Origin of the sequence: Psychrobacillus sp. OK028 (assembly GCF_900103605.1) — a bacterium.
Taxonomy (GTDB): Bacteria; Bacillota; Bacilli; order Bacillales_A; family Planococcaceae; genus Psychrobacillus.
The window spans coordinates 39074-64980 of sequence record NZ_FNHY01000001.1; the positions used below are offsets into that span (position 1 = coordinate 39074).

The 25907-nt window shown below is 37.4% G+C and carries 13 protein-coding genes and 2 pseudogenes; 11 read left to right on the forward strand and 4 right to left on the reverse strand.

Annotated features, from left to right (window positions below; all coding sequences use genetic code 11):
• Positions 1 to 342: 342 nt before the first annotated feature.
• The 3 genes and pseudogenes from BLR36_RS00125 (at position 343) to BLR36_RS19185 (ending at position 3932) form a co-directional block, all read left to right on the forward strand.
• The gene (locus BLR36_RS00125; protein WP_093059184.1) at positions 343 to 3210 is read left to right on the forward strand and encodes an S-layer homology domain-containing protein; all 2868 of its coding nucleotides are present in this window, start codon (positions 343 to 345) and stop codon (positions 3208 to 3210) included.
• A gap of 212 nt (positions 3211 to 3422) precedes the next feature.
• Positions 3423 to 3647 carry a hypothetical protein gene (locus BLR36_RS19180; protein WP_371326686.1) on the forward strand — a complete coding sequence of 75 codons (225 nt, stop codon included), beginning with the start codon at positions 3423 to 3425 and terminating at the stop codon, positions 3645 to 3647.
• Positions 3648 to 3932: pseudogene (locus BLR36_RS19185) on the forward strand (JAB domain-containing protein).
• Positions 3933 to 4325: 393 nt separating this feature from the next.
• Here the strand turns inward: BLR36_RS19185 and BLR36_RS00135 are convergent.
• On the reverse strand, positions 4326 to 4508 hold the full coding sequence (locus tag BLR36_RS00135; protein ID WP_093059186.1) for a hypothetical protein: 183 nt from the start codon (positions 4506 to 4508) through the stop codon (positions 4326 to 4328).
• A 799-nt stretch (positions 4509 to 5307) separates the two neighbouring features.
• On the opposite strand from BLR36_RS00135, the gene BLR36_RS19190 reads away from it, so the two are divergent.
• From BLR36_RS19190 to BLR36_RS19120, 4 genes are all read left to right on the forward strand, one after another.
• Positions 5308 to 9186, forward strand: a complete 3879-nt coding sequence (locus BLR36_RS19190) for an S-layer homology domain-containing protein (protein ID WP_093059188.1) — start codon at positions 5308 to 5310, stop codon at positions 9184 to 9186.
• A gap of 93 nt (positions 9187 to 9279) precedes the next feature.
• Positions 9280 to 14028 carry an endonuclease gene (locus BLR36_RS18905; RefSeq protein WP_093059190.1) on the forward strand — a complete coding sequence of 1583 codons (4749 nt, stop codon included), beginning with the start codon at positions 9280 to 9282 and terminating at the stop codon, positions 14026 to 14028.
• 147 nt (positions 14029 to 14175) lie between these two features.
• On the forward strand, positions 14176 to 19293 hold the full coding sequence (locus BLR36_RS00150; RefSeq protein WP_093059192.1) for a S8 family serine peptidase: 5118 nt from the start codon (positions 14176 to 14178) through the stop codon (positions 19291 to 19293).
• A 368-nt stretch (positions 19294 to 19661) separates the two neighbouring features.
• A complete protein-coding gene (locus tag BLR36_RS19120; protein ID WP_256370982.1) occupies positions 19662 to 19793 on the forward strand; it encodes a hypothetical protein in 132 nt (43 codons plus the stop codon).
• A 50-nt stretch (positions 19794 to 19843) separates the two neighbouring features.
• On the opposite strand, the pseudogene BLR36_RS19195 reads toward BLR36_RS19120, so the two are convergent.
• A pseudogene (locus BLR36_RS19195) lies at positions 19844 to 19924 on the reverse strand (S-layer homology domain-containing protein); the annotation flags it as partial.
• A 103-nt stretch (positions 19925 to 20027) separates the two neighbouring features.
• Between BLR36_RS19195 and BLR36_RS00160 the strand changes: the two are divergent.
• From BLR36_RS00160 to cax, 3 genes are all read left to right on the forward strand, one after another.
• Positions 20028 to 20648 (forward strand): hypothetical protein, encoded by a 621-nt coding sequence (locus BLR36_RS00160; protein ID WP_093059194.1) that lies wholly within the window; start codon positions 20028 to 20030, stop codon positions 20646 to 20648.
• A gap of 28 nt (positions 20649 to 20676) precedes the next feature.
• Positions 20677 to 20910 carry a hypothetical protein gene (locus BLR36_RS18515; RefSeq protein ID WP_139185052.1) on the forward strand — a complete coding sequence of 78 codons (234 nt, stop codon included), beginning with the start codon at positions 20677 to 20679 and terminating at the stop codon, positions 20908 to 20910.
• 628 nt (positions 20911 to 21538) lie between these two features.
• Entirely contained in the window at positions 21539 to 22597 is a 1059-nt protein-coding gene (gene cax, locus BLR36_RS00165; protein ID WP_093059196.1) for a calcium/proton exchanger, read from the forward strand.
• 262 nt (positions 22598 to 22859) lie between these two features.
• Here cax and BLR36_RS00170 read toward each other — a convergent pair whose 3' ends face one another.
• Together BLR36_RS00170 and BLR36_RS00175 are read right to left on the reverse strand one after the other, a co-directional pair.
• Positions 22860 to 23660 (reverse strand): helix-turn-helix domain-containing protein, encoded by an 801-nt coding sequence (locus BLR36_RS00170; RefSeq protein WP_093059198.1) that lies wholly within the window; start codon positions 23658 to 23660, stop codon positions 22860 to 22862.
• A 244-nt stretch (positions 23661 to 23904) separates the two neighbouring features.
• Positions 23905 to 24369, reverse strand: coding sequence for a hypothetical protein (locus BLR36_RS00175; protein ID WP_254771294.1), 465 nt, complete (start codon positions 24367 to 24369; stop codon positions 23905 to 23907).
• A gap of 407 nt (positions 24370 to 24776) precedes the next feature.
• Between BLR36_RS00175 and BLR36_RS00180 the strand changes: the two genes are divergently transcribed.
• A complete protein-coding gene (locus BLR36_RS00180) occupies positions 24777 to 25511 on the forward strand; it encodes a stalk domain-containing protein (protein ID WP_093059200.1) in 735 nt (244 codons plus the stop codon).
• Positions 25512 to 25907 lie beyond the last annotated feature (396 nt).

Genomic DNA, 25907 nt, shown 5'->3' on the forward strand with positions numbered 1-25907 from the left:
AACAAGAAAATATATATTTAAGATTTTATAATAATTTGTAAAATATTGTATCATCCTCTGCAAATATTAAATCTCGGTGAGAATCATCGAGAAAAGTAAACTATTTATTGGAGTAATAAAATTTTAGTGAAAATAGTTATAATTACCTAAATACAGTATCTATGAAGAAGTGCCTTTAGAATTTAAATAATTCTGAATGTTCCTATTTTATATTAATATTTATAGGCAATAGTATAAAAACGTTGCTAAAAAATATTCCAATTTACTTACAAATCTACTATGTTATGATTTAATTATTAGTAATTTTCAATCACTTTAAAGGTAAAAAAAGGAGGAAATGGAATGAAAAAACACACATCTTCAAAACAAAAGCTTTTTAAAGCTGCAATGGCTGCATCTTTAGTAACAGGTACAGTAGTTATGGTAACACCAGTTGGAGCAGCTGCTGCAACTGCAAAGTTAAAAGATATAAATAATTCAAGTGTCTACTATGACTCCGTAATGGAGTTAGCGGATAGAGGAGTTATAGATGGATTTAAAGATGGTACTTTTAAACCGTATACTTCAGTAACACGTGGACAAGCTGCAAAAATTATTGCTAATGCTTTAGATTTAGATACGGAAAAAGTAAAAGATCCAGGCTTTAAAGATGTCAGTAAAAGTAACCAATTTTATGGTCCTATCGCTGCACTTATCGAAAATGAAATTATCACTGGCTATAAAGATAATACTTACCGCCCGGAAGAAACATTAACACGTAGTCAAATGGCTAAAATTATCTCTATAGCTTTTAACCTTCCAGAAGAAAATAAAGCATTAATTAATTTTAAAGACGTAAATGATTCACACTGGTATAAAGGATACGTACAAACGCTTGTAAAATATAATGTTACTAAAGGGACTACCACAACATTATTCTCACCTGACTTAGCTGTAGATCGTGGTCAAATTGCTACATTCGTAGTCCGTGCGGAAGCAGCAGCAAAACCAATAAGAGTTGTAAGTGTCACAAATAACGCTGTAGAAACATCTACAGGAACATACACAATTGCTGAGGATTTGAAAAAAATATTTAATGAAACAAATGCAACAGCTCTAAAAAATGCCACTATTAAATTTACTGCTAAAGAGGGTCTAATCGTTGCAGTAAAATCACTTGAAATTACTGCGAATGGAACAGAAACTACCAATGTCGTACTAGATGGTGGAAATTCTACTCTTGTTGGTGATGTAAGGGTTAACGGAGACTACGTAACAGTTAAAAACCTTACAATCAGTGGTAACTTAGTACTTGGTAATGGAGTAGTAAACAGCTTCCTAGCAGACAAGGTTGTCGTAAAAGGGAACACAGAGGTTTCAAACAAATCGACAGGTTTTTCTGCAGCTGCATTGCCAGTCGGAGCAAAAATTACTTTCTCTAATTCAACACTAGACAAAGTTTTCCTTAACAAATTGAATTCAGCACTAAACTTAACAGGAAGTTCAACAGTTAATTCCATTAATGTAGATGCTAATGCTACAGTAACAGCTGACAAAAACATCACTATTCCAAGTGTATCTGCTGGTATAAATGCAAAAGAAGTAACCTTAAACGCAGCAACAAAAACCTTTTTAGTAAATGCATTAAACTTCACATTAAACGGTACAGCTAAAATTGAATCTCTAAATCTAGGAAATAAAGATTCTAAATTATCACTAGGAACAGGATTGGCGATTGTAGACCTTGTATTACCTGCAGGGGCGAATGCATCAGAGGTAATCAGTAACTTTGGTGAGATAAAAGGCCAAATCGAAGAAATTGGTGGAAAACCAAACCCTGATGTGGCACCTGTAACACCACCAGCTGGCGGAAACACTGGGACAACACCTCAGCAGCCTGGAGATAGTGGTAGTGACCAGCCTGCGTCAACAATTCCAGCGAATATAGCGACAATGAGCAACTTTAACACTCACAAAGGATCTGATTACAAAGGTGTAAATGTGGGGTGGACTCTGAAAGAAGGCTTGAACTTCGAAGATGTAGAATCGATTGAAGTGGAGTTGTATTCAGGCACTGAAAAATTAGTAACTAATACAGCAGTGTTGTCAGAACACGCATCGTTATATGAAGCGGGAACAAGAGAGTTTAGTGCACCGTTCGCATTTGATGCATTGACAGATGAGTACTGGGAATTTGGAGAATGGTCAGAAAATCAAACCCAACAACCAACAAAAGCAGTATTGGTTGTAACTCCGAAAAAGGGAGAAGCTCAAACGTTTGAAAATAAAAATTTAGCAGACGTGGCAGGAATGGAATGGGCAAGTTTATTCCCTCAAGAAATTCCAGCGCATGTAGCGACAATGAGTAACTTTAATACTCACAAAGGATCAGATTACAAAGGTGTAAATGTGGGGTGGACTCTGAAAGAAGGCTTGAACTTCGAAGATGTAGAATCGATTGAAGTGGAGTTGTATTCAGGCACTGAAAAATTAGTAACTAATACAGCAGTATTGTCAGAACACGCATCGTTATATGAAGCGGGAACAAGAGAGTTTAGTGCACCGTTCGCATTTGATGCATTGACAGATGAGTACTGGGAATTTGGAGAATGGTCAGAAAATCAAACCCAACAACCAACAAAAGCAGTATTGGTTGTAACTCCGAAAAAGGGAGAAGCTCAAACGTTTGAAAATAAAAATCTAGCAGACGTGGCAGGAATGGAATGGGCAAGTTTATTCCCTCAAGAAATTCCAGCGCATGTAGCGACAATGAGTAACTTTAATACTCACAAAGGATCAGATTACAAAGGTGTAAATGTGGGTTGGACTCTAAAAGAAGGCTTGAACTTCGAAGATGTAGAATCGATTGAAGTGGAGTTGTATTCAGGAACTGAAAAATTAGTAACTAATACAGCAGTATTGTCAGAACACGCATCGTTATATGAAGCGGGAACAAGAGAGTTTAGTACACCGTTCGCATTTGATGCATTGACAGATGAGTACTGGGAATTTGGAGAATGGTCAGAAAATCAAACCAAACAACCAACAAAAGCAGTATTAGTGGTAACTCCGAAAAAGGGAGAAGCTCAAACGTTTGAAAATAAAAATTTAGCAGACGTGGCAGGAATGGAATGGGCAAGTTTATTTAAAAAGGAAGAAAATTTAACAGCTCAATCCTTAGATTTTGGCACACATTTTATACTAAAACATGGAGTTGTACGATTCTTCTAAGAAATTTGAAGATATAATCAAGATTAGTACCGCTAATCTGTTACAGAACTATAGTAATGGGAGTTATCGCAATAGCGGTAGCTCTTTTTTTTGCTTAAAAGTGAAATAATAAAGACTTCAACCATATATTATATTCATAGATTAGTTCTAATTTCCCAACTCTAATTCATTTCGAAGGATTAGGGCTATTTTTATTTTAGGAGGAATGTGAAATGAGAAAGCATGATTACGCTGAACAGTTATGGTTGCCATTTGTTGATGTAGTGAAAGAGGAGAAACATGAGCCAGCGAAGCGAGTGAACGTTGTAAGTGTGAAGTTAGTAAGGGAGAAAACGATGTTGTACAAAAATCGTCGCATTCGTTCCCCACTTGATGCTTATTTATTAATGAAAGAGTTTTTAAGTAAAGTAGATCTTGAGCACTTTGTGGTCCTGTGAATGTACACGAAGAATCAGCCAACTTGCATTCAGACAGTTCATATTGGCAGCCTTAACTCTAGCATAGTTCCTCCTAGAGAGGTGCTGAAACCGGCTATTTTGAGTAATAGTTATTCGTGCATTGTTGGGCACAATCATCCATCGAATGTAGTTCACCAAGTTCTGAAGATATAGGTTACTAAGAGATTAGTAGAAGCTAGTCACATCATGGGGATTGAAATTTTGGATCATCTAATTTTGTGTGAAGAAAATTCCCGTTCACTTAAAGATTCAGGTTACATGTAGAAAGGAGGTGAATTCACATGGGATGTGCGGTTTAAAAGGCGGAGCTATCATAGGAAGGGACTGGTAAACTATGGGTTTACAAGAGACTCCAATGGATGATTTGCACAGCCTTGGTGGAAAATTTGTTTTACTGACGAAAGGTACTCTCGTCGGGAACCGATATATTTAGGCTTCGTTCCAACGCGCTTTACCTGTAAGTGAAAGAAAATTTTTTTGTGGAAGTGCACCTCAATGTCTGATGGTTTTATATCAGGCAACATAACTGCACTGACGAGATAAATGCAGATATTGTCAGTTACGGTTTAAGCAACATAACAAATTTTCCGAGTGTATTCCTTCATTAAGGAAAGAAGAAAGCGTAGTCCTATTAGGATTGCGCTTTTTTTCTTACTTTTAAGTGATGCGTTCCTGTAATAAAAACACTTTAAATTGAACATTTTTGCCTAAAACAAATTCTACCGCTTTTTCATCCGAACTGTCTCCATAAGTAATCAATTGAGAAGAAGAGAAGCCACTTTCCATGAAGCCATTTTCATTTGCCTCATCAAAAGAGGAGAGGTCTATGAAAATGACCAAATTGTGTACAACCTTTGTCTAGGGGGTCCGATGGAATGCTTTTGGTATTAAATTGCCAATAACAAGAAGAAGTGAAAAACAGAAAATAAAAAGAGGTAAAGCAACCCACCGATTAGATGTATAGGTTTCTATACGGATACTTGGTGGGTTACTTTTATTTCATCCTGGAATGGAAAGGTCTAAAATTTACATGAACTTTTTTCTAGATGATTAGCAATTAGGTAACATATTAAACAAGTAACTAGATGGAACAAAGAAAGCTTTAATAGCTAAATTCACAAAAGGTACAGTGTCAATATGATCAAATACTTGAGTAATTTCCTCATTTTTAAACATTTCATTAACAGAGTTTAAAGCTAGGATATCGACTGATATATTTTACTAAACTCCTCGCGTGCAACTTTTGTACCTCGTGCACCCTCCAGTAAAAAACCGCGAAGTTCTCGTTGCTGATAATTGTTAACTTCAATATGCTCCCATTTTGCGTTTACTTTATTTGTCTGTTCAACCATATCTGTAAAGGTAACTTGAGTGCCTTCAATACGAGTGGATTGAACAGTTCCTTTAAGGCAAGTGTATTAATAAAATCACTTCTTAAAATGGAACGTTTAAATTTTTCGTCTAATCGATCAATTTTATCTATAAAGTGCCTTCAAATTCTCAAAAACCCATAAAAGTAGAAAAAGATAATCTTCCTCCCAAGTAAGTAGGAATCTTTATCTACTACCTAACATATCGTGAAAGGTATCAGAAATTTGGTGTCCCTCAATGCAATTATAGATTAATAGGAGGCTAGTTTATGAAAGAAAGCAGAAAGCTAAGACAACGGACATATAAAGCAGTGCTGGCAATGGCTTTAGCAACTGGATCACTTGTATCATTGTCACCACCTAATGCAATTGCAGCGGATGTGAAAGAAAAATCTTTCTCCGATGTACAAGCATCTCAACATTTCTATGAAGCAGTGAAGAATTTAACAGCCAGAGGAATAATTACCGGTTATGGGGATGGTACATTTAGACCATCCGAAAATATTAGCAGAGCACACGCGGCGAAAATCATGGCGCTTGCTTTAGGCTTAAATACAAAGAACGTTAAAGATCCTGGATTCAATGATGTGAGCACAAGCCATCCAAGCTATAAAGCGATTGCTGCGCTCGTAGAGGCTGGCGTTTTAAACGGTTATGAAAATAATACATTCAATCCAGATGGAAATTTAACACGAGCTCAAATGGCAAAGATACTAGTAAAAGGTTTTAAGTTTGAAGAAGAGAAGTTTAGTAACTTACCATTTGATGATGTGAAAAAAAATGAGTGGCATGCTAATTATATTCAAACTTTATTTTCCAATAAAATCACAACAGGTAAGACTGCAAACATGTATGATCCAAATGCAAATGTCACACGTGGACAAGCTGCTTCCTTTATTTACAGAACGGAACTTGCCAAAAAACAAGAAGCGACTATTATACAAAATATCTCCAATAATGAACTAACAGTTTCAGATGGAACGTACGCAATCACTAAAAGTTTGGCTAACATATTAAGCGAATCCAATTTACCAATATTGAAGGGTTCACATATAAAGTACACAGTGAAAGGCAAGGAAATAGAAAATATTAGTCATATTGAAATGCAAGCAAGCGGAACTGCTAACAACGACCTCGTACTGGATGGAAAAGGCGATATATTTAATGGTGAACTTTCAACTAACGGCAATTTCATTATGATCAAAAACATAACATTAGCATCACTCCAGTTAAATCTGGGAACTACCTCAGGCACAATAGACGCTAAGGTAGAAAAACTAAAAGTTCAATCGAAAAATGCACAAATCACGCTCGGTACAAATGCTAAAATTGGCGACCTTCTACTACCAACTGGAACACAAGCCAAAGATATCATTCAAAACTTTGACAAAGTAAAAGGATATATCGAAAAGATAAATGGTGTAGCTAACTCTACTACCATTCCAGGTACACCCCCAGGAAATGGCATAGAGGGACCCGGTCAAAATCCAGTAACAGAAACAGCATCTATCCCAATATATTCGGGCAAAACTACAGTTACCTCCGGAGATATAATTGAGTTAACTGTAACAAAGGGAAATAAAGTCTACTATACGCTAGATGGCAGTAACCCTACATCCACGTCGAATGCAGTAGACGTAAAAGACGGTAAAGTAAGTATTCCTGTACTTGGTAAAGGAAAAGTGACATTAAAAGCTTATACTGTTTTAAACAAAGGACAAGATAGTAGTGTAGCCACTTATGAGTTAACCGTATTAGAAAAGGTTGATGAAAATCCAATCCTGGATGTGACGGGTGCAGCAATCAGTACACCACCTACAAAAACAACGTATCAAGAAGGAGATACACTGGACTTAAGTGGTTTAGTAATCACCTTAACTAAATCAAATGGAACAACAGAAGATATTGGATATGATAACTTTGCAGCAAAAGGTATTACAGCAAGCAAAGAACATGGGTCCATACTCACAAATGCAGACACAAGTGTGACCTTTACCCATACATTAAGTAACCAATCAGTCGAACAAGCTATAACCGTAGAAGCAGCAACTGTAACAGTAACTGGTGCAGCAATAAGCACACCACCTACAAAAACAACGTATCAAGAAGGAGACACACTGGACTTAACTGGTTTAGTCATCACCTTAACCAAATCAAATGAAACGACAGAAAATGTTGGATACGAAGACTTTGCGGCAAAAGGTATTACAGTTAGTAAAGAACATGGATCCATACTAACAACAACAGACTCAAGTGTGACCATTACCCACACATTAAGTAACCAATCTGTCGAACAAGCGATTACAGTTACTCCTATTAATAATGCAAACTTTGAATTATCCATTATGCACTTCAATGACACTCATGCTCACCTGGACAATGCTGCAAAACGTGTGACAGCGGTGAATGAAGTACGTGCTGCTAAACCGAACTCATTGTTATTGGATGCTGGGGATGTTTTCTCAGGAACTCTCTATTTTAATGAATTTAAAGGACTAGCAGACTTAGAGTTTATGAATTTAATGAAAGTCGATGCAATGACGTTTGGTAACCACGAGTTCGATCTTGGTTCATCGCCAGAAGGTCACAAAGCATTAGCAGATTTCATCAAAGCAGCAAACTTCCCATTCGTTTCAGCAAACGTTGACTTTTCAAAAGACGAGTTGTTTACAGGTTTGTTCAATACGAAAATTGCAGAAAAACCTGAGAAAGCCAATATCTATTCTGGGATAGTGAAAGAAGTGAATGGAGAAAAAGTAGGAATCTTCGGATTAACAACTGCTGAAACGAAAGATATCTCTAGTCCAGGTAATATCACCTTCTCGAACTATATCGAAGATGCGAAGAAGATGGTTGCTGAGTTTGAGAAACTAGGCGTTAACAAAATCGTTGCCATCACACATATTGGCTATGACGACAATCCAGCAGTGGACAATGATATGGAACTAGCTAAGGCAGTCAAAGGTATAGATGTGATTGTAGGAGGACATAGCCATACACAATTAGACAAACCAGTTTTAGTTAACGGAAATGCTCAGCCTACACTTATTGTGCAAGCTTACCAGTATGCTGATTTTCTTGGAACATTGGATGTCACATTCGATAAAGACGGAGTAATTGTAGAACATGCAGGAAAGTTAATCAAAATTGCAGATAAAGCAGAAGACCCTGCAGCAGCTGAATTGTTGAAGAAATACTCAAGTAAAATTGACTCCATCAAAAATGAGCCAACTGGAGCTACTGCAGTGAATGCTTTAGATAACCCTCGTTCTAGTAATGGTGGTCAAAGCGTTCGAAGCAATGAAACTCCCCTTGGAAATCTGATTACTGACGGCATGCTGAAAAAAGCGAGAGAGTATAACAAAGACGTGATTATGGCATTCCAAAATGGTGGAGGAATCCGAGCTGCGATTGATCAAGGCCTTATTACGGTTGGCGAAGTAATCACTGTACTGCCATTCGGAAATACTTTAGCGACTATGAAGCTTACTGGAGCAGAAATAAAAGCTGCATTTGAAATCAGCTTTAAAGAATCTCCAAAAGAAAACGGAGGATTCCTTCATGTATCAGGTGCAAAAGTAAAATATGATTCCACCAAACCTGTTGGACAACGCGTCGTATCCATTGCTTATAAAAATACCGATGGAACTTACACGGATATTCAAAATGACCAGAACTACACAGTGGCAACAAACGCTTTCACTGCAAAAGGTGGAGATGGCTATACGGTGTTAGCAAAAGCCTACGCAGAAGGTAGAGTAACCGATCTAGGTCTATCCGATTGGGAAAACTTACGTGAGCATCTTGTTAGTCTAGTCAACGTAGATCCAAAAGTAGAAGGACGCATTGTCGACGTAAAGGATGAAAAGCCAGACAATGAATACCCTGGTGGAGATATTCCTGCTAAAGACTTCTCCGGTACACCTATTGCACCAAAAGTCTACAATGGCGACGTGACCGTTTCGGTTACAAATGTGGCCTTCCTTGGAAATGCCGTTATCAAAGGAAACCTAATAATTACAGGTACTCCATCTAATAATATAACACTTTCTAATATTACGGTTAAAGGCAATTTGGATCTTTCAGGGTTAAACGGAGAAAACTTGGATCTTGATGGAATCATTGTGGATGGAGAGACAATTTTTTAATACCAACTACCAAGCTTTCAAATAGAAATTAGAAAGCTTGGTAAATACCACAATAACTTTACTAGAAATCCCTATAAAAGGAGAATTGTATAGATGAGTAAAAGGAATTGGAAGAGGCCCATAAATGCTTTATTATCAGCAAGTTTAATAGCCGGTCTAGTAATTCCAGCGTTGCCATCGAAGGTAGTAGCAGCTACGAATGCAACTGACTTAATTATTTCTGAATATATTGAAGGTAGCGGCAATAACAAAGCTCTAGAGCTTTATAATGGTACAGATGCTGCAATTGATTTAAGTAAATATTCACTAGAGTTATACCCGAATGGTGGAACAACAGCAACCAAATTAAATTTATCAGGTCAATTAGATACTGGAAAGACTTATGTTATTACTAATGGAAGCGCGAATGCCGATTTAAAGGCTAAGGGAAATTTAAGTAATACAACTGTCATGGCTTTTAATGGGGACGATGCTATTGTCTTAAAAAAATCCAATGAAGTCATTGATTCGTTTGGACAGGTAGGAGCGCGAATCATGTGGGGTGAAAACGTTACCCTTGTAAGGAAAAGCTCAATTACTACTGGAGATAAGATAACAAGTGATGCATATGATGTAAATTTAGAATGGATTAAATATGGTATCGATACATTCGAGAATCTAGGCTCACATACGATGGACAGTGGAAATACTCCACCTGGAGAAACTCAAGTAGAGGCTGTAACTGTTTCTATCCCATCGTCGACTGTTCCAGTAGGGACGAAAGTTACATTAGCGACAAAAACAGATGGAGCTTCTATTTACTTTACGACAGATGGGTCTGATCCAACTATCTCAAGTACTATGTATGAAACTCCAATAGTCATTGACAAAGACATGACGATCAAGGCAATCGCAGTAAAAGAAGGTTATGTAAACAGTTCAATTTCTGCATTCACTTATACCGTAATAAGTGAAACTGGATCGTTGTCCGTTGCAGAAGCCCGCAAAACAGCTCTTGGTCAAACAGTTACTATTAAAGCAATAGTAGCTGCAAATTTGAAAAATACAATTTCAGTTCAAGATGCAACGGGCGGTATCGCAATACGTCCAACAAGTTTAGCTGCTACTGTAGGTGATGAAGTAACACTTACTGGTAAGTTAGCAGATTTCAGAGGACTTCTTCAATTAGACAGTGCAACGATTGTTGCGAAGACTGAAAATGTAGGAGCTCCAACTCCTAAGGTTGTAACAGGGGCAGAAGTGAATGAAAACAATGAATCCCAACTTGTTCAAGCAAAACAAATTACACTAACTGCAGTAAATGCAGGAAACTATACAGCGACAGATGGAACTACAAACTTCATCGTTCGTGATGAAAACAACGGTTCACTAGGTTTGGTTGTAGGAAAAACATATGAATCCATTACTGGTATTGTTCAACAATTTGATGCTGATTATCAAATTATCCCACGCTCGGTTTCAGATATTGTGGAGGATAGCTCCATCATTCAACCTGTTACAGCAAACCCGGGGAGCGGAACTTTTATTGGAAGCACAACAGTTACACTATCCACAACTACGGCAAAGTCGGAGATTTTTTACACGGTTGATGGAAAAGATCCAATTGAATTTGGTGTAAAATATGAATCTCCAATTAATATCACAAAAAATTCAACACTTAAAGCAGTCGTAAAAACACAAAATGGTACTTTTAGTGAAGTAAAATCATTCGAATATACAATTACCGATAGTCTTCAAATTCATGATATTCAAGGAGCAGGACATTTCACTTCTTTTGACAATAAAACAGTAGAAGGAATTCAAGGAATTGTTACTTACTCGTTTTTGTTAAATGGTGCAACCTACTATCATATCCAAACACCTGATGAGTTAGCGGATACAAATCCAAACACTTCTGAGGCAATTCTACTTTACAGCGGAACAAAAACGTGGCCTATTCAAGTAGGTGATTTAGTATCAGTCACAGGGAAAGTAAGTGAATTTGCATACGACGGATATGATGATCGTCAAACAACAGACTTGAAAACTACTCAAATCAATGTGCGAAATGACCAAGGTGGAAAAGTGGAAGTAATAAAAAGAGGCGTAGCTTTACCAGCACCAATCTTAATCGATGAAACGAAAATGTCTCTTGCAAAAATTGATAGCGACAATCTTACAGTTTTTAATCCGACAGTGGACGCAATCGATTTCTGGGAAAGTATCGAAGGAATGCGCGTGCAAGTTGGAAATGTGAAAGCGGTGGCTCCTCAAGAGCATGGTGACTTGATCACAGTTTTGGAAAAAGCTCCAACGAACTCCCTTCATGGCGGAGTTTTATATGAAAAGGACAATCAAAATCCAAACCGCGTGCAATTCCGTTTAGAGCCAAATGGACCTGGGCGTGATTTCGAAGTAGCAACTGGAGATAAATTTAAAGGGCCGATTACGGGAGTGGTAGGCTATTCATTCCAAAACTTTAAAATCTATGTCTCTTTGAATGAAATGAAAGCTGCGCATACAAAAGGAACTGCAACACCGGAAAAAACAACTATTGTAAAAGCAGATGATAAGTTAACTATTGCTTCTTATAACTTGGAAAACTTCTCGAATAACAAAACATCTACTACGGATGATAAAGCACAAAAACTAGCAAGAGCAATTGCTACTGATATGCAGAGTCCCGATATTGTTGGTGTCACAGAAGTACAGGATAATAACGGAGAAAGCGCTGGAGATTCGAAGGCAGATCAAAGCTATGCAAGGCTTATTGCAGCAATTAAAACTGCTGGTGGAGCAAACTATCAATATGTAAATATTGACCCAGTAAACAACCAAGATGGCGGAGCACCAAATGCAAATATTCGTGTTGGATTCCTATATAATCCCGACCGAGTAAAATTGACAGAAGGAAGTTCTGCTGGAAATGCTACTACAGCGGTTGGTTACAAAGACGGTAAGCTAACACTTAACCCAGGTCGTATCGACCCAACAAATAGCGCATTTAATAGCAGTCGTAAACCTTTAGCAGGACAATTTGATTTTAAAGGTGAAAGTGTCGTAGTGATTGCAAATCACTGGAACTCAAAAAATGGGGACACACCATTATTTGGATCTATTCAACCGCCAAAATACGATAGTGAATTCCAACGTAAAAAAATTGCAAAAATTGTTTCTGACTTTGTTCTAGATATTAAAACGAAAAACCCAGCAGCTAATGTTGTATCACTAGGTGATTTTAACGATTATCAATTTGCCGATGCACTTGTAATTCACGAAGGTGAACATATGACCAACATGATTAACAAAGTGGAAACGCCAGATCGATACACATACCTATATCAAGGAAACTCACAGGTATTAGATCATATTTTAGTTACTAAGAATTTAGAAAATAAAACGAAAATCGACATTCTTCATATTAATGCAGACTTTACCGATATGGCAGGACGTGCAAGTGACCATGATCCGGTAATGGTTCAAATTGATTTATTGGCAAAAGACATTGTTACACCGATTACAGCTGAAAAAACATACAACATTAAAAACCTTCAAACAAAGAAACTAATTATTGGTAAACCTAGCGTTTCAATTACACTTGATGATGCATCAGAAATCACGGAAGGCATTCTGGTTACAAGTGATTACGCAGAATTCCACGGTGACGGCTTTGCCGAGCAAACTGTTACAATCAAACCAGCTAATGCCGGCGCAATTATGGATTTCAAAGGGACTAATGTTCAAAAAGTGATTATTGATGGTCCAAACGTGAAAGAAATTAGAGGCGCTGAAAATATTCAAGAATTTGAATTTATTAATGGTGCAGATGGCAAAAATATTAAATTCTTTAATTCAAAAGGGGAGCCCATTGCGGCTCCTACTTTACCAGGTGAAAACCAAGCCCCAGTAGTAAAGAAAAATATTCCTAGTCAAACAGTTAAAACTGGAGAGTCCATTTCGATTCTATTAACAGACCATTTCGCGGATCCAGAAAACAAAGTATTAACTTTTTCTTCCACGTTAGGAACGATAGAAGGGGCAACGTTAAAACTAACGCTTGCGGAAGGAAGTCATATTGTAGGTGTTACTGCAACAGACGGTGAAAAAAGTGTCACGACAAGCTTCAGTGTGCTTGTAACTTTTGTTGACTCTCCTAACGCTGACTATTATAAAGATGCTATTGGTAAAGAAGGTCAAGCGTTAAAAGTTGCATTACATGAAATAATTGACGAAAATGCTCAACTTTCTTATGACCAAGCATGGGAAGCATTACGTGAAACAGATGAGGACCCGAATAACAAAAACAATGTCATCTTGTTTTACTCTGGCGTATCACGCTCTAAGACTGCTAATGGTGGAAATGTGGGACAGTGGAACCGAGAACACACATGGGCAAAATCTCACGGAGACTTCGGCACAACTAAAGGACCTGGAACAGATATCCACCATCTTAGACCTACCGACGTACAAGTAAATAGTTCAAGAGGAAACTTAGATTTTGATAACGGAGGATCAGCCGTTAGCGGATGTAATGGATGTAAAAAAACGACAAATTCTTTCGAAGCTCCGGATCGTGTAAAGGGTGATGTTGCACGAATCCTTTTTTACATGGCAACACGCTATGAAAAAGGAGACAAAGTAGATTTAGAGCTAAACGAAAAACTCGGTAATGGAAGTGCGCCCTACCACGGAAAACTTTCGACACTACTAAAATGGCACGAGCAAGACCCAGTCGATGAATTTGAACGCAATCGTAATAACGTCATTCAAAAATGGCAAGGAAATCGTAATCCGTTTATCGATCATCCGGAATGGGTGGAATTAATCTGGAAAACAAACAGTACAGCAAATAAAGCTTCATAACAAGAGGAATCCACTTCGAAAGTCCGAAGTGGATTTATTTTTATAGAATTCTAATTCTGTACCATATTTTGTCCTACAGTTGCATACAATTTAAAGCACGTCCTAAAAGGTTTTTAGAATGTGAAATATTAGTAGGGGGTTTCGACTATGAGGTCAAATAGGTTTTTGAAGTTTCTTAGTAGTTTCTTAGTATTAGCGCTCGTATTCTCACTCATGAATCCTATGTTTGCATCTGCAAATACGGGAGCAAAACCGTTCAAATCAGCACCAGTGGATGAAAGTATTCACCAGATGAAATCACTGGTAGCACAACAGCTGAATGTTTTAAATCAGGAGCCAGCAATCCAACCAGAATTATTGAACAAAAATGGAGATGAGTTAGTCTCTGTAATCGTTCAATTTTCTGAGCCCCCTGTTTCCTTAGTAAAAGGGATGAAGGCAGCTCAAGGGCTTTCTTTATCAAAAAATGAAGAGAGTGCAGTTCTTTCAAAGGTATCAACGCAACAGCAATCGTTTCAAAAGGATTTGCAACAAAAACAAATTAACTTTAAAAAGGGATATGCATACACAAATGTGTTAAACGGAATGGCGTTAACACTTAAAGCGAGTGACCTTCCTATACTTTTAACATCACCTGGTGTAGTATCCGTTGAACCAGATGTGGAGGTAAAGGCATTCAATACAAGTTCAGCAAGTGAAGGAACAGTAGAAGCGACGATGAATACAAGTGTTCCTTTCCTTGGGGTGGAACAGCTTTGGTCTGCTGGAATTGAGGGGCAAGGTGTCAAAGTAGGGGTGGTTGATACAGGAATTGACTACTTACATCCTGAATTCGAAGGAGTTTATAAGGGAGGAGCAAATTTCGTCCCGCATACGAACACTACAGATTACGCACGTCCGCGATCAGCAGACGATCCATATGAAACAACACCACTAGATAGACCAGCGGCAAAACCGGAAGTTAATGCAGATGGAAATGCATTTTATACTTCGCACGGTACTCATGTAGCAGGGACAATAGCTGCAATTGGTAAAAATGAGTACGGAATTAAAGGACTTGCTCCAAAAGCTCAAATATATGCTTACCGTGTGCTTGGTGCATATGGAAGTGGTAATAATTCATGGGTAATCGCAGGAATTGAACGTGCGGTCAAAGATGGAATGGATGTTATCAATCTATCTCTTGGTAGTACTACAAACAGTTCTACATCTGCAGACTCCATCGCAATTAATAATGCAATGCTAGCAGGAGTTGTGGCAGTAGTAGCGACAGGGAATGCTGGTCCGAATCGTGGAACAATTGGTTCACCATCTGCCGCTGCAATGGCAATCTCTGTTGGTAACTCAACAAACCCAGAAACACAATATGATGCTCTAGTTAAAGTAACAGCAGGTAGTTATACAAAAGATTCCACTATTAAATTAATGGGGTGGATATACGGGACAAATCTTCCTCAAACATTGACAGGTAATTATGATGTAGTGGCTGTTCCTAATATTGGAGCAGATGCTGATTATACTGGACTTAATGTGAAAGACAAAGTAGTACTTGTTGCACGTGGAGATATTGCATTCGTGGATAAAATTGCCGCAGCTAAAAAGGCTGGAGCAAAAGCTATGCTTATTCATAACTCAGCCGGAGGTTCAGGTACTCCTGGCCCAGCAAATGTATTCCTTGGTGATGCATTTGAGTACATTCCTGCGTTTGACATGTCTTATACAGAAGGAAAGGCCCTTCGCGACGCGTTAGTAGGAAAAACAGGGACAGTTAACTTTAGCAATTTCAAAGAAAGTAAAACAGCTGGAGATGAAGTTAATTCATCTAGTTCTCGTGGACCGGCAAATCCAAATTTTGATATTAAACCGGACGTAACTGCTCCTGGTACAAATATCATGTCTACAGTAGCGGCATATGGTAAAGATTATCCAGATGCACAATATGCTCAATCATTCGAGCGCTATACTGGCACAAGTATGGCAACTCCGCATATTGCTGGGATTGCTGCATTACTTGTACAAAAGCACCCTGAGTGGAACGCTTTCGACGTAAAAGTAGCTATTTCTAACACAGCAAAGCAACTGAATAAAACCACTTATAATGTCTTTGACCAAGGCCCAGGTCGCGTGCAACCATTAGCAGCTGCTAATACGGAAGCATTAGCATATGGGGTAGATACAGTAGTATCTAATGGTAAAACAGAAGCAAACTTGAAAGGAACAGTCACATTTGGCAAGCTTCCTCAAGTAGTAACGCAAGATGTTTCCATAACGAAGGATATTTTAGTAAAAAATATTTCTGGAAAAAATAGCGATTACAGCGTATCGGTAGAAGTAACAAAAGCAGCAAAAGGAGCTCAAGCGACAGCAAAAGTGACAGTTGATAAAACAGCATTCACTTTATCAAATGAGCAAACACTAAAAGTTACACTTAATGCTCCAAAAGGAGCAAGTTCAGCTGGCAATGAAATATTAGGTTATATCCATATAACAAATGGAACAACAAAGTTGTCTCTACCATTCGCTGCGGATTTTACACCAGCGGCACCTGCAACTGGATTGAGTGTATATAATTTGACTGAAACAGATCTTTCATTTAATAACGATGGTATAAAAGATTCAGGAAAACTAATTTTTACTTTACTTAATAATATTGGAGAATATTATATTGAGTTATGGGACATTATGAATCCCGAAGGTGGCTATTATGAAGATGGTTATATTGGGTATCTTTCCGCAAATTCTAGCCTAAAAGCAGGTTCTTATAGTTTGAATATTGCCGGACAATATGCTCCGTGGGGTGGAACAGGTCTAGAAACAATACCTGATGGTGTTTATACTGTCGATTTCACAGGATTTAGTCTTGCAGGAGCATTACAAATAGAGGAATGGGATGGACCGCTATTCGTTAAGAGCACACCTGCTGTAATTGAATCAGCAGCTTCCCATATTGCCAAAGAATCCACATATGCATTTACAGGTAAGGTAGTAGATAAGTATATAGATTATCAGGAAGAACTAGATTCTTATGATCTTGGATATAATGTGAATACGAAACTTGCAACAACGTTCGAAGCAAAAGATGAAAATGGAAATGTTGTATCAAGCGGTCCTGTTACACTTGCACAAGATGGCTCATTTGCATTCGATGTTACTGGACTTGCTGACGGAGCTAACTCAGTAACAATTTTTGTAAACGACGCTGCTGGAAATAAAGCGAATAGATCATTTGAAGTTGTGTACGAGGTACCAGCAGTAGAACCAGTTCTATCACTTTCTGTAAATCCAACTGAGCTAGACTTAACAGTTGGCGGAACTAAACAACTCGCGGTAACAGAAACGTCGACGCCTGTAGATGGAGATGCAAAAGATAAAGACGTAACTTCAGACGCTACGTATGAAGTTGCAAACAAAAGTATTGCAACCGTAGAAAATGGATTAGTAACTGCAGTTGGTGAAGGAACGACTACAATTACTGTCTCATATGGTGGAAATGAGGTCACTGTAAATGTAACTGCAAAAGCATCAGACCCAGATCCAGATCCTGTTTTAACGCTTTCTGTAACTCCAACTGAGCTAGACTTAACAGTTGGGGAAACTGCACAACTTGCGGTAACAGAAACGTCAACACCAGCTGAAGGTAATGCAACCAATAATGATGTGACTTCAGAAGCAACGTATACCTTTGCAGATGATGGTATTGTAACAGTAGCAAATGGATTAGTAACTGCAGTAGGAGAAGGTTCGACTACAATTACGGTTTCCTATGATGGAAATGATGCAACTGTAAATGTAATAGTAAAACCACAAGAAACAGAACCGGATCCAGATCCGAAACCAGTAGTAAAATTATCAGTTAATCAAACAAATCTAAAAATCGAATCTGGTAAAACTGAACAACTTACAGTTACAGAAACAACAACATTCGAAGGCAACGCAACGGATAAAGACGTGACTACTGAAGTTACGTATACTGTTGCAGATGAAAGTATTGCAACAGTAAAAAATGGATTAGTGAAGGCTATCGCTGTTGGTACTACAACGATCACTATAACTAACAAGAATAATGATTCTATAAAAGTAAATGTAGAAGTTGTTAAGCAATCGACACCACCAGTAACACCACCAGTAACGCCACCAGTGACGCCGCCGGTAACACCACCTGCACAACCAGGTGATGGAGTAATTGACGTACAAGATATTTTAAAACAATTAGCAGATCCAACTGCAAAAGAAGTTAAAGTAACAGCACCAGCTTTAACGAAAGAAACACCAGAACTTAAAGCTACCTTGCCAGCGACTGCACTTCAAGCAATTGCTACTTCTGGAAAAGCAGTAGTAATAAGTTCAGGAGATATTGCAGTTACAGTTCCTTCACAAGTTTTACAAGATCTTGTGAAAAACTATCCTGGAACAACAAGCTTTAGTCTTAAACTAGGAAGCGATACGAAAATTCCGGGTAATGGAACACAAGTATCAGACGCATATTCACTAGCAATTACTGTTGAAAAAGACGGTAAAACAACAGAAGTAACAAAGTTTGTAAAACCTGTTCAAGTAACGGTGCCTGTTAAATCTATTAAAGATGCAGACAAGGTGGCAGCTTACTACGTAAACGAGAAAACAAATTCTTTAGAATACGTGAACAGCAAATATACAGATGGGAAAGTTACGTTCAAAACAAATCACTTCTCTACATTCGTAGTAGTGGAAAACAACAAAACATTCAAAGATTTAAATGGTTCATTTGCAAAAGACTTCATCGAATCTTTAGCATCCAAATCAATCATCAGCGGAACAACTGAAACAACTTTTGGTCCGAATGATCAAATTACAAGAGCACAATTCGCTGTATTATTATCTCGCGCACTTGATCTGCCAAAAGCAGAATACCAAGGAGTATTTGCAGATGTATCAGCAAGTATGAAGTGGAGTGCACAAGAAATTGAAGCAGCAAACCGTGCAGGAATCATCGAAGGCTCTGCTGGGAAATTTAATCCAAACGATAAAATTACTCGCGAGCAAATGGCAACGATGATCGTTCGTGCTATTAAGTACAATGATGCATCTGTACTAAAAGCTAGCAAAGCAACGTTTGCAGATAGCGGTTCTATTAGCGGATACGCAAAAGAATCTGTTGGAGCAGCGGCAGAGCTAGGTATTATCAACGGTAAAGTTGTAAACGGAAAATCAGTATTTGCACCAAAAGATTACGCAACTCGTGCAGAAGCTGCTAAAATGTTATACAAATTACTAGAAAATCTGTAATACAAATACCCTTAGTCGAAATTCGGCTAAGGGTTTTTATGTGAGCTAAAAAGTAGTTTTTAATCTCCTAAAAAGATAACAATTAAAGTATTTTAGGTTCAAAAGAGACCTTTACTCAACTATTGTCAGGTACCAGGTTCTGGAACAATTCTGAATTCAAAGAGAACCTGGTGCCATTAATGGATTCCAAGATATGCCATCAGGTATCAATTTCTACGAAGAAGTAGCAGCATCATGCAAGGTATCGGTAAAGGGAAATTTGGTCCAAGCCAATACATCACAAGAGTATACTTCTCTTTATTCTTGTATAGGACATTTAACAAATAAAATCATAGAAAACGAAACTCGAATGACCTCTAATAAGGAGGTTGTTCGAGTTTTTCGTTTGGAGAAAAATGGTGTATGTTCCTGTAGAAGTTTCTATAGCGTTATTTGTGACACTAATAACTGTTACTGGTTTTGCAGCTGCTTCTGCACGCACAACGAATGTAGCGATTTGACCACGGTCTACGGCTAAGTCAGGCGAGAATAATGTTGCGGCAGTCCCTTTCGTAACATTATATTTTACAAGCGTTTGTACGTATCCTTTATACCAGTGTGAATCATTTACGTCTTTAAAATTAATAGAGATTTTTTTTCTTCTGGAAGGTCAAAAGCTATAGAAATAATTTTAGCCATTTGACTACGTGTTAATGTTTCTTCCGGGCGATATGTATTATCTAGTAAACAGCTTCTTGGCAGATAATATTGTCGTAAAAGGGAACACGGAAATTTCAAACAAATCGACAGGTGTTTCTGCAGCAGCATTACCAGACGGAGCAAAAATTACCTTCTCAATTTCAAATCTAACAAAAGTTGTCCTAAACAAATTGAATTCAGCATTTAACTTAACAGGAAGTTCATCTGTTACAGCTATTAATGTTGACGCTAATGCTACAATAACAGCTGACAAAAATATCACGATTCCAAGTGTAACTGCTGGTAAAGATACAAAAGTAGTAACACTAAATGCAGCGACTAAAAACTTTTTAGTAAATGCATTAAACTTCACATTAAACGGTACTGCTAAAATTGAATCTATAAACCTAGGAAATAAAGATTCAAAATTATCACTAGGAACAGGATTAGCGATTGTAGATCTAGTATTACCAGCGGGGGCGAATGCATCAGAGGTAATCAGTAACTTTGAGGCAATAAAAGGCCAAATTGAAGAAATCGGTGGAAAACCAAATCCAGATGTTGCACCAGTAACACCACCAACACCACCAGCTGTCGGAGGGGGAGGAACTCTGGAACACCAGGTACACCGGGTGATGGTGGAAGTGACCAAACTCCGGGACAAAAAAACAGAATAATTAAATTGTCCCTGTGTAAGATACAATAATGGGATTAATTAACGTACCAAGAGTAAATACGGTCCGAGAACGAGTAAATCAAGTAGAACCGCAAGTAACCACCGAGGAAACGCTAGTAACGTCTAAAGGAGAGCGAGTATCCACTAAATGGGAGAAAGTAAATCCAAATCAAAACCTCGATCCTTTGTCAGCCAGAATTCGAGGGACAATGGAGTCTAACACAGGGTTGCTGAGGTCGTGGCATTTAAATGATGCGCAATAACCCCTCATGCTTCATTGCTAATACTATTCAAGCTTTGCTAGCTCAGTGCATCAAGTTTTAGAAAAAAATAGGCCATCTAAATGAAGTTCAGTTGGAGTTATTTGATGCTTGTTATTTAATAGTGAAATGTAGTCTGTTGTCAGAATTGTTGCTGAGACAGGGATGCTTTACTCTAATATTTCAAGGAAAATGCAAAACCAAAAGAATAAAATCCAAAATGTGAGGAATGCATAGAGCATTCCTTTTTATCTTGAAAATTTTTTCGATTTTTTTCGCCACTGTAAATACGGTAGTTCAACTTAGAAAAGGAGCTAGCTAGAATCGGCCTAACACGTCCTTTTCTAAGTGTGATACAGATGTTTCAGTTGAAGACAAAATGGATAGAATTTAAAAGATCTAAAGACATTTTATCAATCGATACGACAAGTAAATTTGGTTTTTGACAACTAGTCCGAAATCGTTAAAAGTTTATGTCCTCCAAGGTTGATAGGTTCCAAATTAATTATCAAATTTAATTCCTCATTTACTTCTACTTATAAGTCCTGTAAGAGAAAGAAAAAGGGTTTCTTTTTTTCAAATTAGGGAAGGGTAAATTAGAAGGTGCATTAAGCTGAAGAGGTGTTTTTTAGTGAATAAACTATTTGCTATACTTGTCTTTGGAGGTGTTCCTTTAGTTTTAATAGGAGCATTTTTAGATTGGTCAGAAATGATGATGTTCTTTCTCTGCTGTGTAAGTATTATTGGACTTTCGGGATATATAGGCCGAGCAACAGAAAGTCTAGCGATTGTAAGTGGTCCAAGGGTTGGGGGTTTGTTGAATGCCACTTTTGGCAATGCAGTAGAACTTATCATCTCCATATTCACATTGAAGGCTGGGATGGTTGGAATTGTATTAGCATCACTAACTGGATCAGTTCTTGGCAACTTGTTGCTTGTACTTGGATTATCGTTTTTTGCTGGCGGTATTAAGTTTAAACGTCAAAAATTTAGTGTGCACAGTGCAAGATACAATTCAGGATTACTTATTTTTGCTGTTATTATAGCATTTGTCATTCCGGAAGTTTTCTCAATGACTATGAATTCCGAGAAAACATTGAGCTTAAGTATTGGAATTGCCATCATTTTAATCGCTTTGTATCTTGCGGGGCTATTTTTCAAACTTGTCACGCATCGAGGTGTATTCTCGTCTACTGACAAACCGGAAACGGAAACAGAAAAAGAACTACCAGAATGGACGAAAAGGAAATCGATTTTAATTCTTTTGTTGGCAACCGTAGTAGTCGCTTTTGTATCGGAGCAATTAGTGCATACATTTGAAATGCTCGGGGCGAAGTTTGGGTGGAGCGAGTTGTTTATAGGTGTCATTATCGTAGCGATTGTCGGGAATGCAGCGGAGCACGTTTCCGCTATTACGATGGCTGTCAAAAACAAAATGGAAGTGTCTGTTGAGATTGCTGTTGGTTCTACGCTACAAGTTGCCATGTTTGTAGCACCAATACTTGTTCTTATTTCTTTGTTCATGCCTCAGTCGATGGCACTCGTTTTTACTTGGCCAGAGCTTGTCGCGATGGTTACTGCTGTACTTTTAGTCATTAATGTTTCCAATGATGGTGAATCGAATTGGTTTGAAGGGCTGACGCTGTTTGCGGCATATTTGATTATGGGAATTGGTTTTTATCTTCTTTAATCCGGGGTAATTTTTATCCGAATCCGAATTTAATATGTCAAAAACGCGTCCCTGTGTCAGAAACAATTCTAAACTATTCTGAAGATAGACTACAATTTAAAAAGCGCTCCTACAATTTAAAATATAGGAAAATCAATGAATCCACACCTTCTAACATTTCCGAAGTTTTGTGATAATCACATTAACATCAAATGTTAGGAGGTTTTTTATGTCTAAAGAAGAACGAAAACACTATGGCAGCAACGGATGAACTAACAAAAACTCATTCCTCCTGTTCTTGAAAGAATTCAAATAATTTTTGTTTGTAAACTTCCTCAAAAACGCCAACAAAGTAGCCAGCGAGATTACGGATTTTTTTCTTTTTTATAGCTTGTAAAGATATCGTCAGTGCTCGATACCCAATATCTTCATAAAACTTCTGCTCTTGTGGGAGCAGTTGGATGCTACGGTAGGTGAGACTTCGATATACACCGTATAAACGGCTTACTAGCTGCTGATCTGTTCCAAGCATAGCAAAAACAGTAGACTTGAAGTGCTGATAGAACGTAGGCTTTTTACTTTTATAAAAGTTATCCACAGAATTTACAGCGCGGACATTTTCGGTAGAATACGTATTATGTAATAATTCTTTTTTAGAGATTAAAGAGATATCGGTTTCTTTTTCCGAAATGATCGCCGCAGTCCTTTGTATGACTACGTTTCCCTGCTCCGAGCGAACTGTCAAACTCGAGTGGTCATAGAAAGGTAAAATGACTAGAATATTGGCACCATAGCCCTTAGAAACTCTTCGAATGGTCGGAATCTTTTTGATGATTAACAGCTTTTCTAATTTACGTAAAGTTCTTCTAACCGTAGCCTCTGATTTACCCGTTGCATGACAAATCGTCGCCACCTTCAAATGAGCAGCACCAGGAAACTTACATGCATATTGTGCTACTAAAGAGAGCAATGCACGGTCCGTTTCATTCATCTCCCCGTAATGCGCCAGCATATGTTTTTCCACATGCATATCCATTTCTTCCACCGTTTTAAAAGATTGATAATCCGTAAGATAACTAGTCATCTGTTCCTTCCTCCCATTTCACTAATGATAAGTCGCGTGTCATTAGCTAAATAGAAGTATTTTGGAAGAAAGGATACATGAGTTAAAAAGAAATTTTGCGAGAATATATCGATTTTATGGAAAGCGATTGTTATGCCAAGCGCATAAACCACTAAAGAAGCAAAGTCTTGAAAACTATATAACATTCCTGAAAATGATGTTACATGTCCTAGTTATAAATGTGATGGTGATGAGGATATCTTTATTAATTATAATCCCACAATATCCTCCACTCTTCATCATCTTTAGCGACATATACTTCTTGTACGAAGCTGAACTTTCCGTATTTTCCTTTATAGGTTTGAATGACATTAAATTTGTAGACTACATCAAATGGTTTTGTTTCTTTAGCCATTTTCCAATTCTTGATTTGTTTGGCCTCTTCTATTTTAAACTGGAATGTTTCGGTACCGAAATGACCAATAAAAACATGGAGACGATCAGTCATAAACTGTGTTTTACTCCATCTTTCTTTCATAACAGGATGAAGCAATTCCCACGAATCAGCAAAGTCTGCACTTTGTTCATACGTGTAAAACGCTTCAACTACTTTTTTAGCTTTGTAGCTCGGCGAGAATAGATAATTAATAGAGCTTATCAATACGAGTAAAGAACATATGGATATAATAACAAAAAGTAAGAGTTTGTTTCCTGGTCTTTTCCTCATCATGAACTAACCCCTTTGTTAAATTAATCAATATAAATAGGATATGATTCTAACAAATTAATTATCTAAAGGGGCAGTCTGTATTTTTGGAAAACTGTTCATTAGGAACCTATTGCGTCGTAGTGTATTTATTAAACTATTAATTACTTTCCCTTTAGTAAAAAGAGTTGGTCGTTTGCTAGGAGCATAGAACCTATTTATTGAGAATACTAAAGTGTCGCTCGTCGCTGTGTGAGAAAATAATATAAAAAGATTAGTTTAAAAAGGTTTTAGATTTCATATAGGTATTTATAACTAACTAAAAATAAGGTGGAATAGTAGTTCGAAAATAATATATTAATGTAGAAAACCTCGAATTAATTGGTATAATAGTAACTGTATTAAAAATATTAGTGTTGGAGGAGAAAAAAATGAAAAAATTTATACTTGGATTTTTAACAGCGGCAATGTTTTTTGGGACGGTCGGTACATATGCAGCAACTAATTCAAAGATTGATGTACTTTGGAATGTTAAAGCAATTAAATTTGATGGTGTACCTAAAACCTCTACAAATAAACCATTTGTATACAATGGAGCGACCTATGTACCACTAAAATTTATCGGTGAAAACTTTGGTAAAGAGGTTGTATGGGATAGAGGAACTCAATCGGTATTAGTTAATACACCAAAACCTAAAGGTACATATCTTGGAGATACGGTGAAGAATATGAATTATCAGCAAGATGATACTTTGAATGGTGCTCAGCTAGTTTATAACGGCAAAGAAATCTTCAACAAGAATATGTCCGAAAGAACGACAGCAAAGAATAATCTGGGTACATCATACAAAAACTTTTTATTCTTTTATATAAGTGATTGGGCAGGTGCTTCAACAGATTTTATGGATTTCCCTTTAAGTTCTAAATACAAACAGTTTTCAGCAACAGTTGGTTTAGATCAGACTTATCAAGATACGACATCTGCTATAACAGTTGAGTTCTTGCTTGATGGAAACGTGATTAAAACTTTAGAATTTAAAGCTGGAGATTTCCCACAAGATATAAATCTTAGTGTAGAAAATGGGAAGAAATTGACTCTACAGGTTACCACCGATGATGCCTATGACAAAACAAGTATTCTCTTTGGTAATCCATTCCTAAAATAATACACTCTATTAAGCAACAAAAAGTAAGGCATTCCCACTAGCGTTGCACGGATGTGAATTTTTAGAAAAGTATTCCTGTATTAGAATAATTCTTTAATGGTCTGACAATAGACTACAATTCACTTTAAGATTTCGTCTAATATATCTGCGCAAGGAAACCAGGGTAGATGCTATGGCAAAGAAAGCAGTTTTCTTTTCCTTCTAAAAAACTGACATAAATAAAGTTTATATAAATTTAACAAAATATGTTTCAGTAATTTTATGCGGGGTATATAAATAGTACAAGGCGGAACTACCTTAGGAAAGGACTGGTAAACTATGTGTTTACAAGAGATTCCAATGGATGATTTGCACAGCCTTGGCGGAAAATTTGCTTTACTGACGAAAGGTACTCTC

Excerpts from the sequence above, each read along its gene's own strand:
- BLR36_RS00125 (WP_093059184.1), top strand. The coding sequence starts at position 343 with ATGAAAAAACACACATCTTCAAAACAAAAGCTTTTTAAAGCTGCAATG.
- BLR36_RS18905 (WP_093059190.1), top strand. The coding sequence starts at position 9,280 with ATGAGTAAAAGGAATTGGAAGAGGCCCATAAATGCTTTATTATCAGCA.
- BLR36_RS00150 (WP_093059192.1), top strand. The coding sequence starts at position 14,176 with ATGAGGTCAAATAGGTTTTTGAAGTTTCTTAGTAGTTTCTTAGTATTA.
- BLR36_RS19190 (WP_093059188.1), top strand. The coding sequence starts at position 5,308 with ATGAAAGAAAGCAGAAAGCTAAGACAACGGACATATAAAGCAGTGCTG.
- BLR36_RS19180 (WP_371326686.1), top strand. The coding sequence starts at position 3,423 with ATGAGAAAGCATGATTACGCTGAACAGTTATGGTTGCCATTTGTTGAT.
- BLR36_RS00170 (WP_093059198.1), bottom strand. The coding sequence starts at position 23,660 with ATGACTAGTTATCTTACGGATTATCAATCTTTTAAAACGGTGGAAGAA.
- BLR36_RS00180 (WP_093059200.1), top strand. The coding sequence starts at position 24,777 with ATGAAAAAATTTATACTTGGATTTTTAACAGCGGCAATGTTTTTTGGG.
- BLR36_RS00175 (WP_254771294.1), bottom strand. The coding sequence starts at position 24,369 with ATGATGAGGAAAAGACCAGGAAACAAACTCTTACTTTTTGTTATTATA.
- BLR36_RS18515 (WP_139185052.1), top strand. The coding sequence starts at position 20,677 with ATGGGATTAATTAACGTACCAAGAGTAAATACGGTCCGAGAACGAGTA.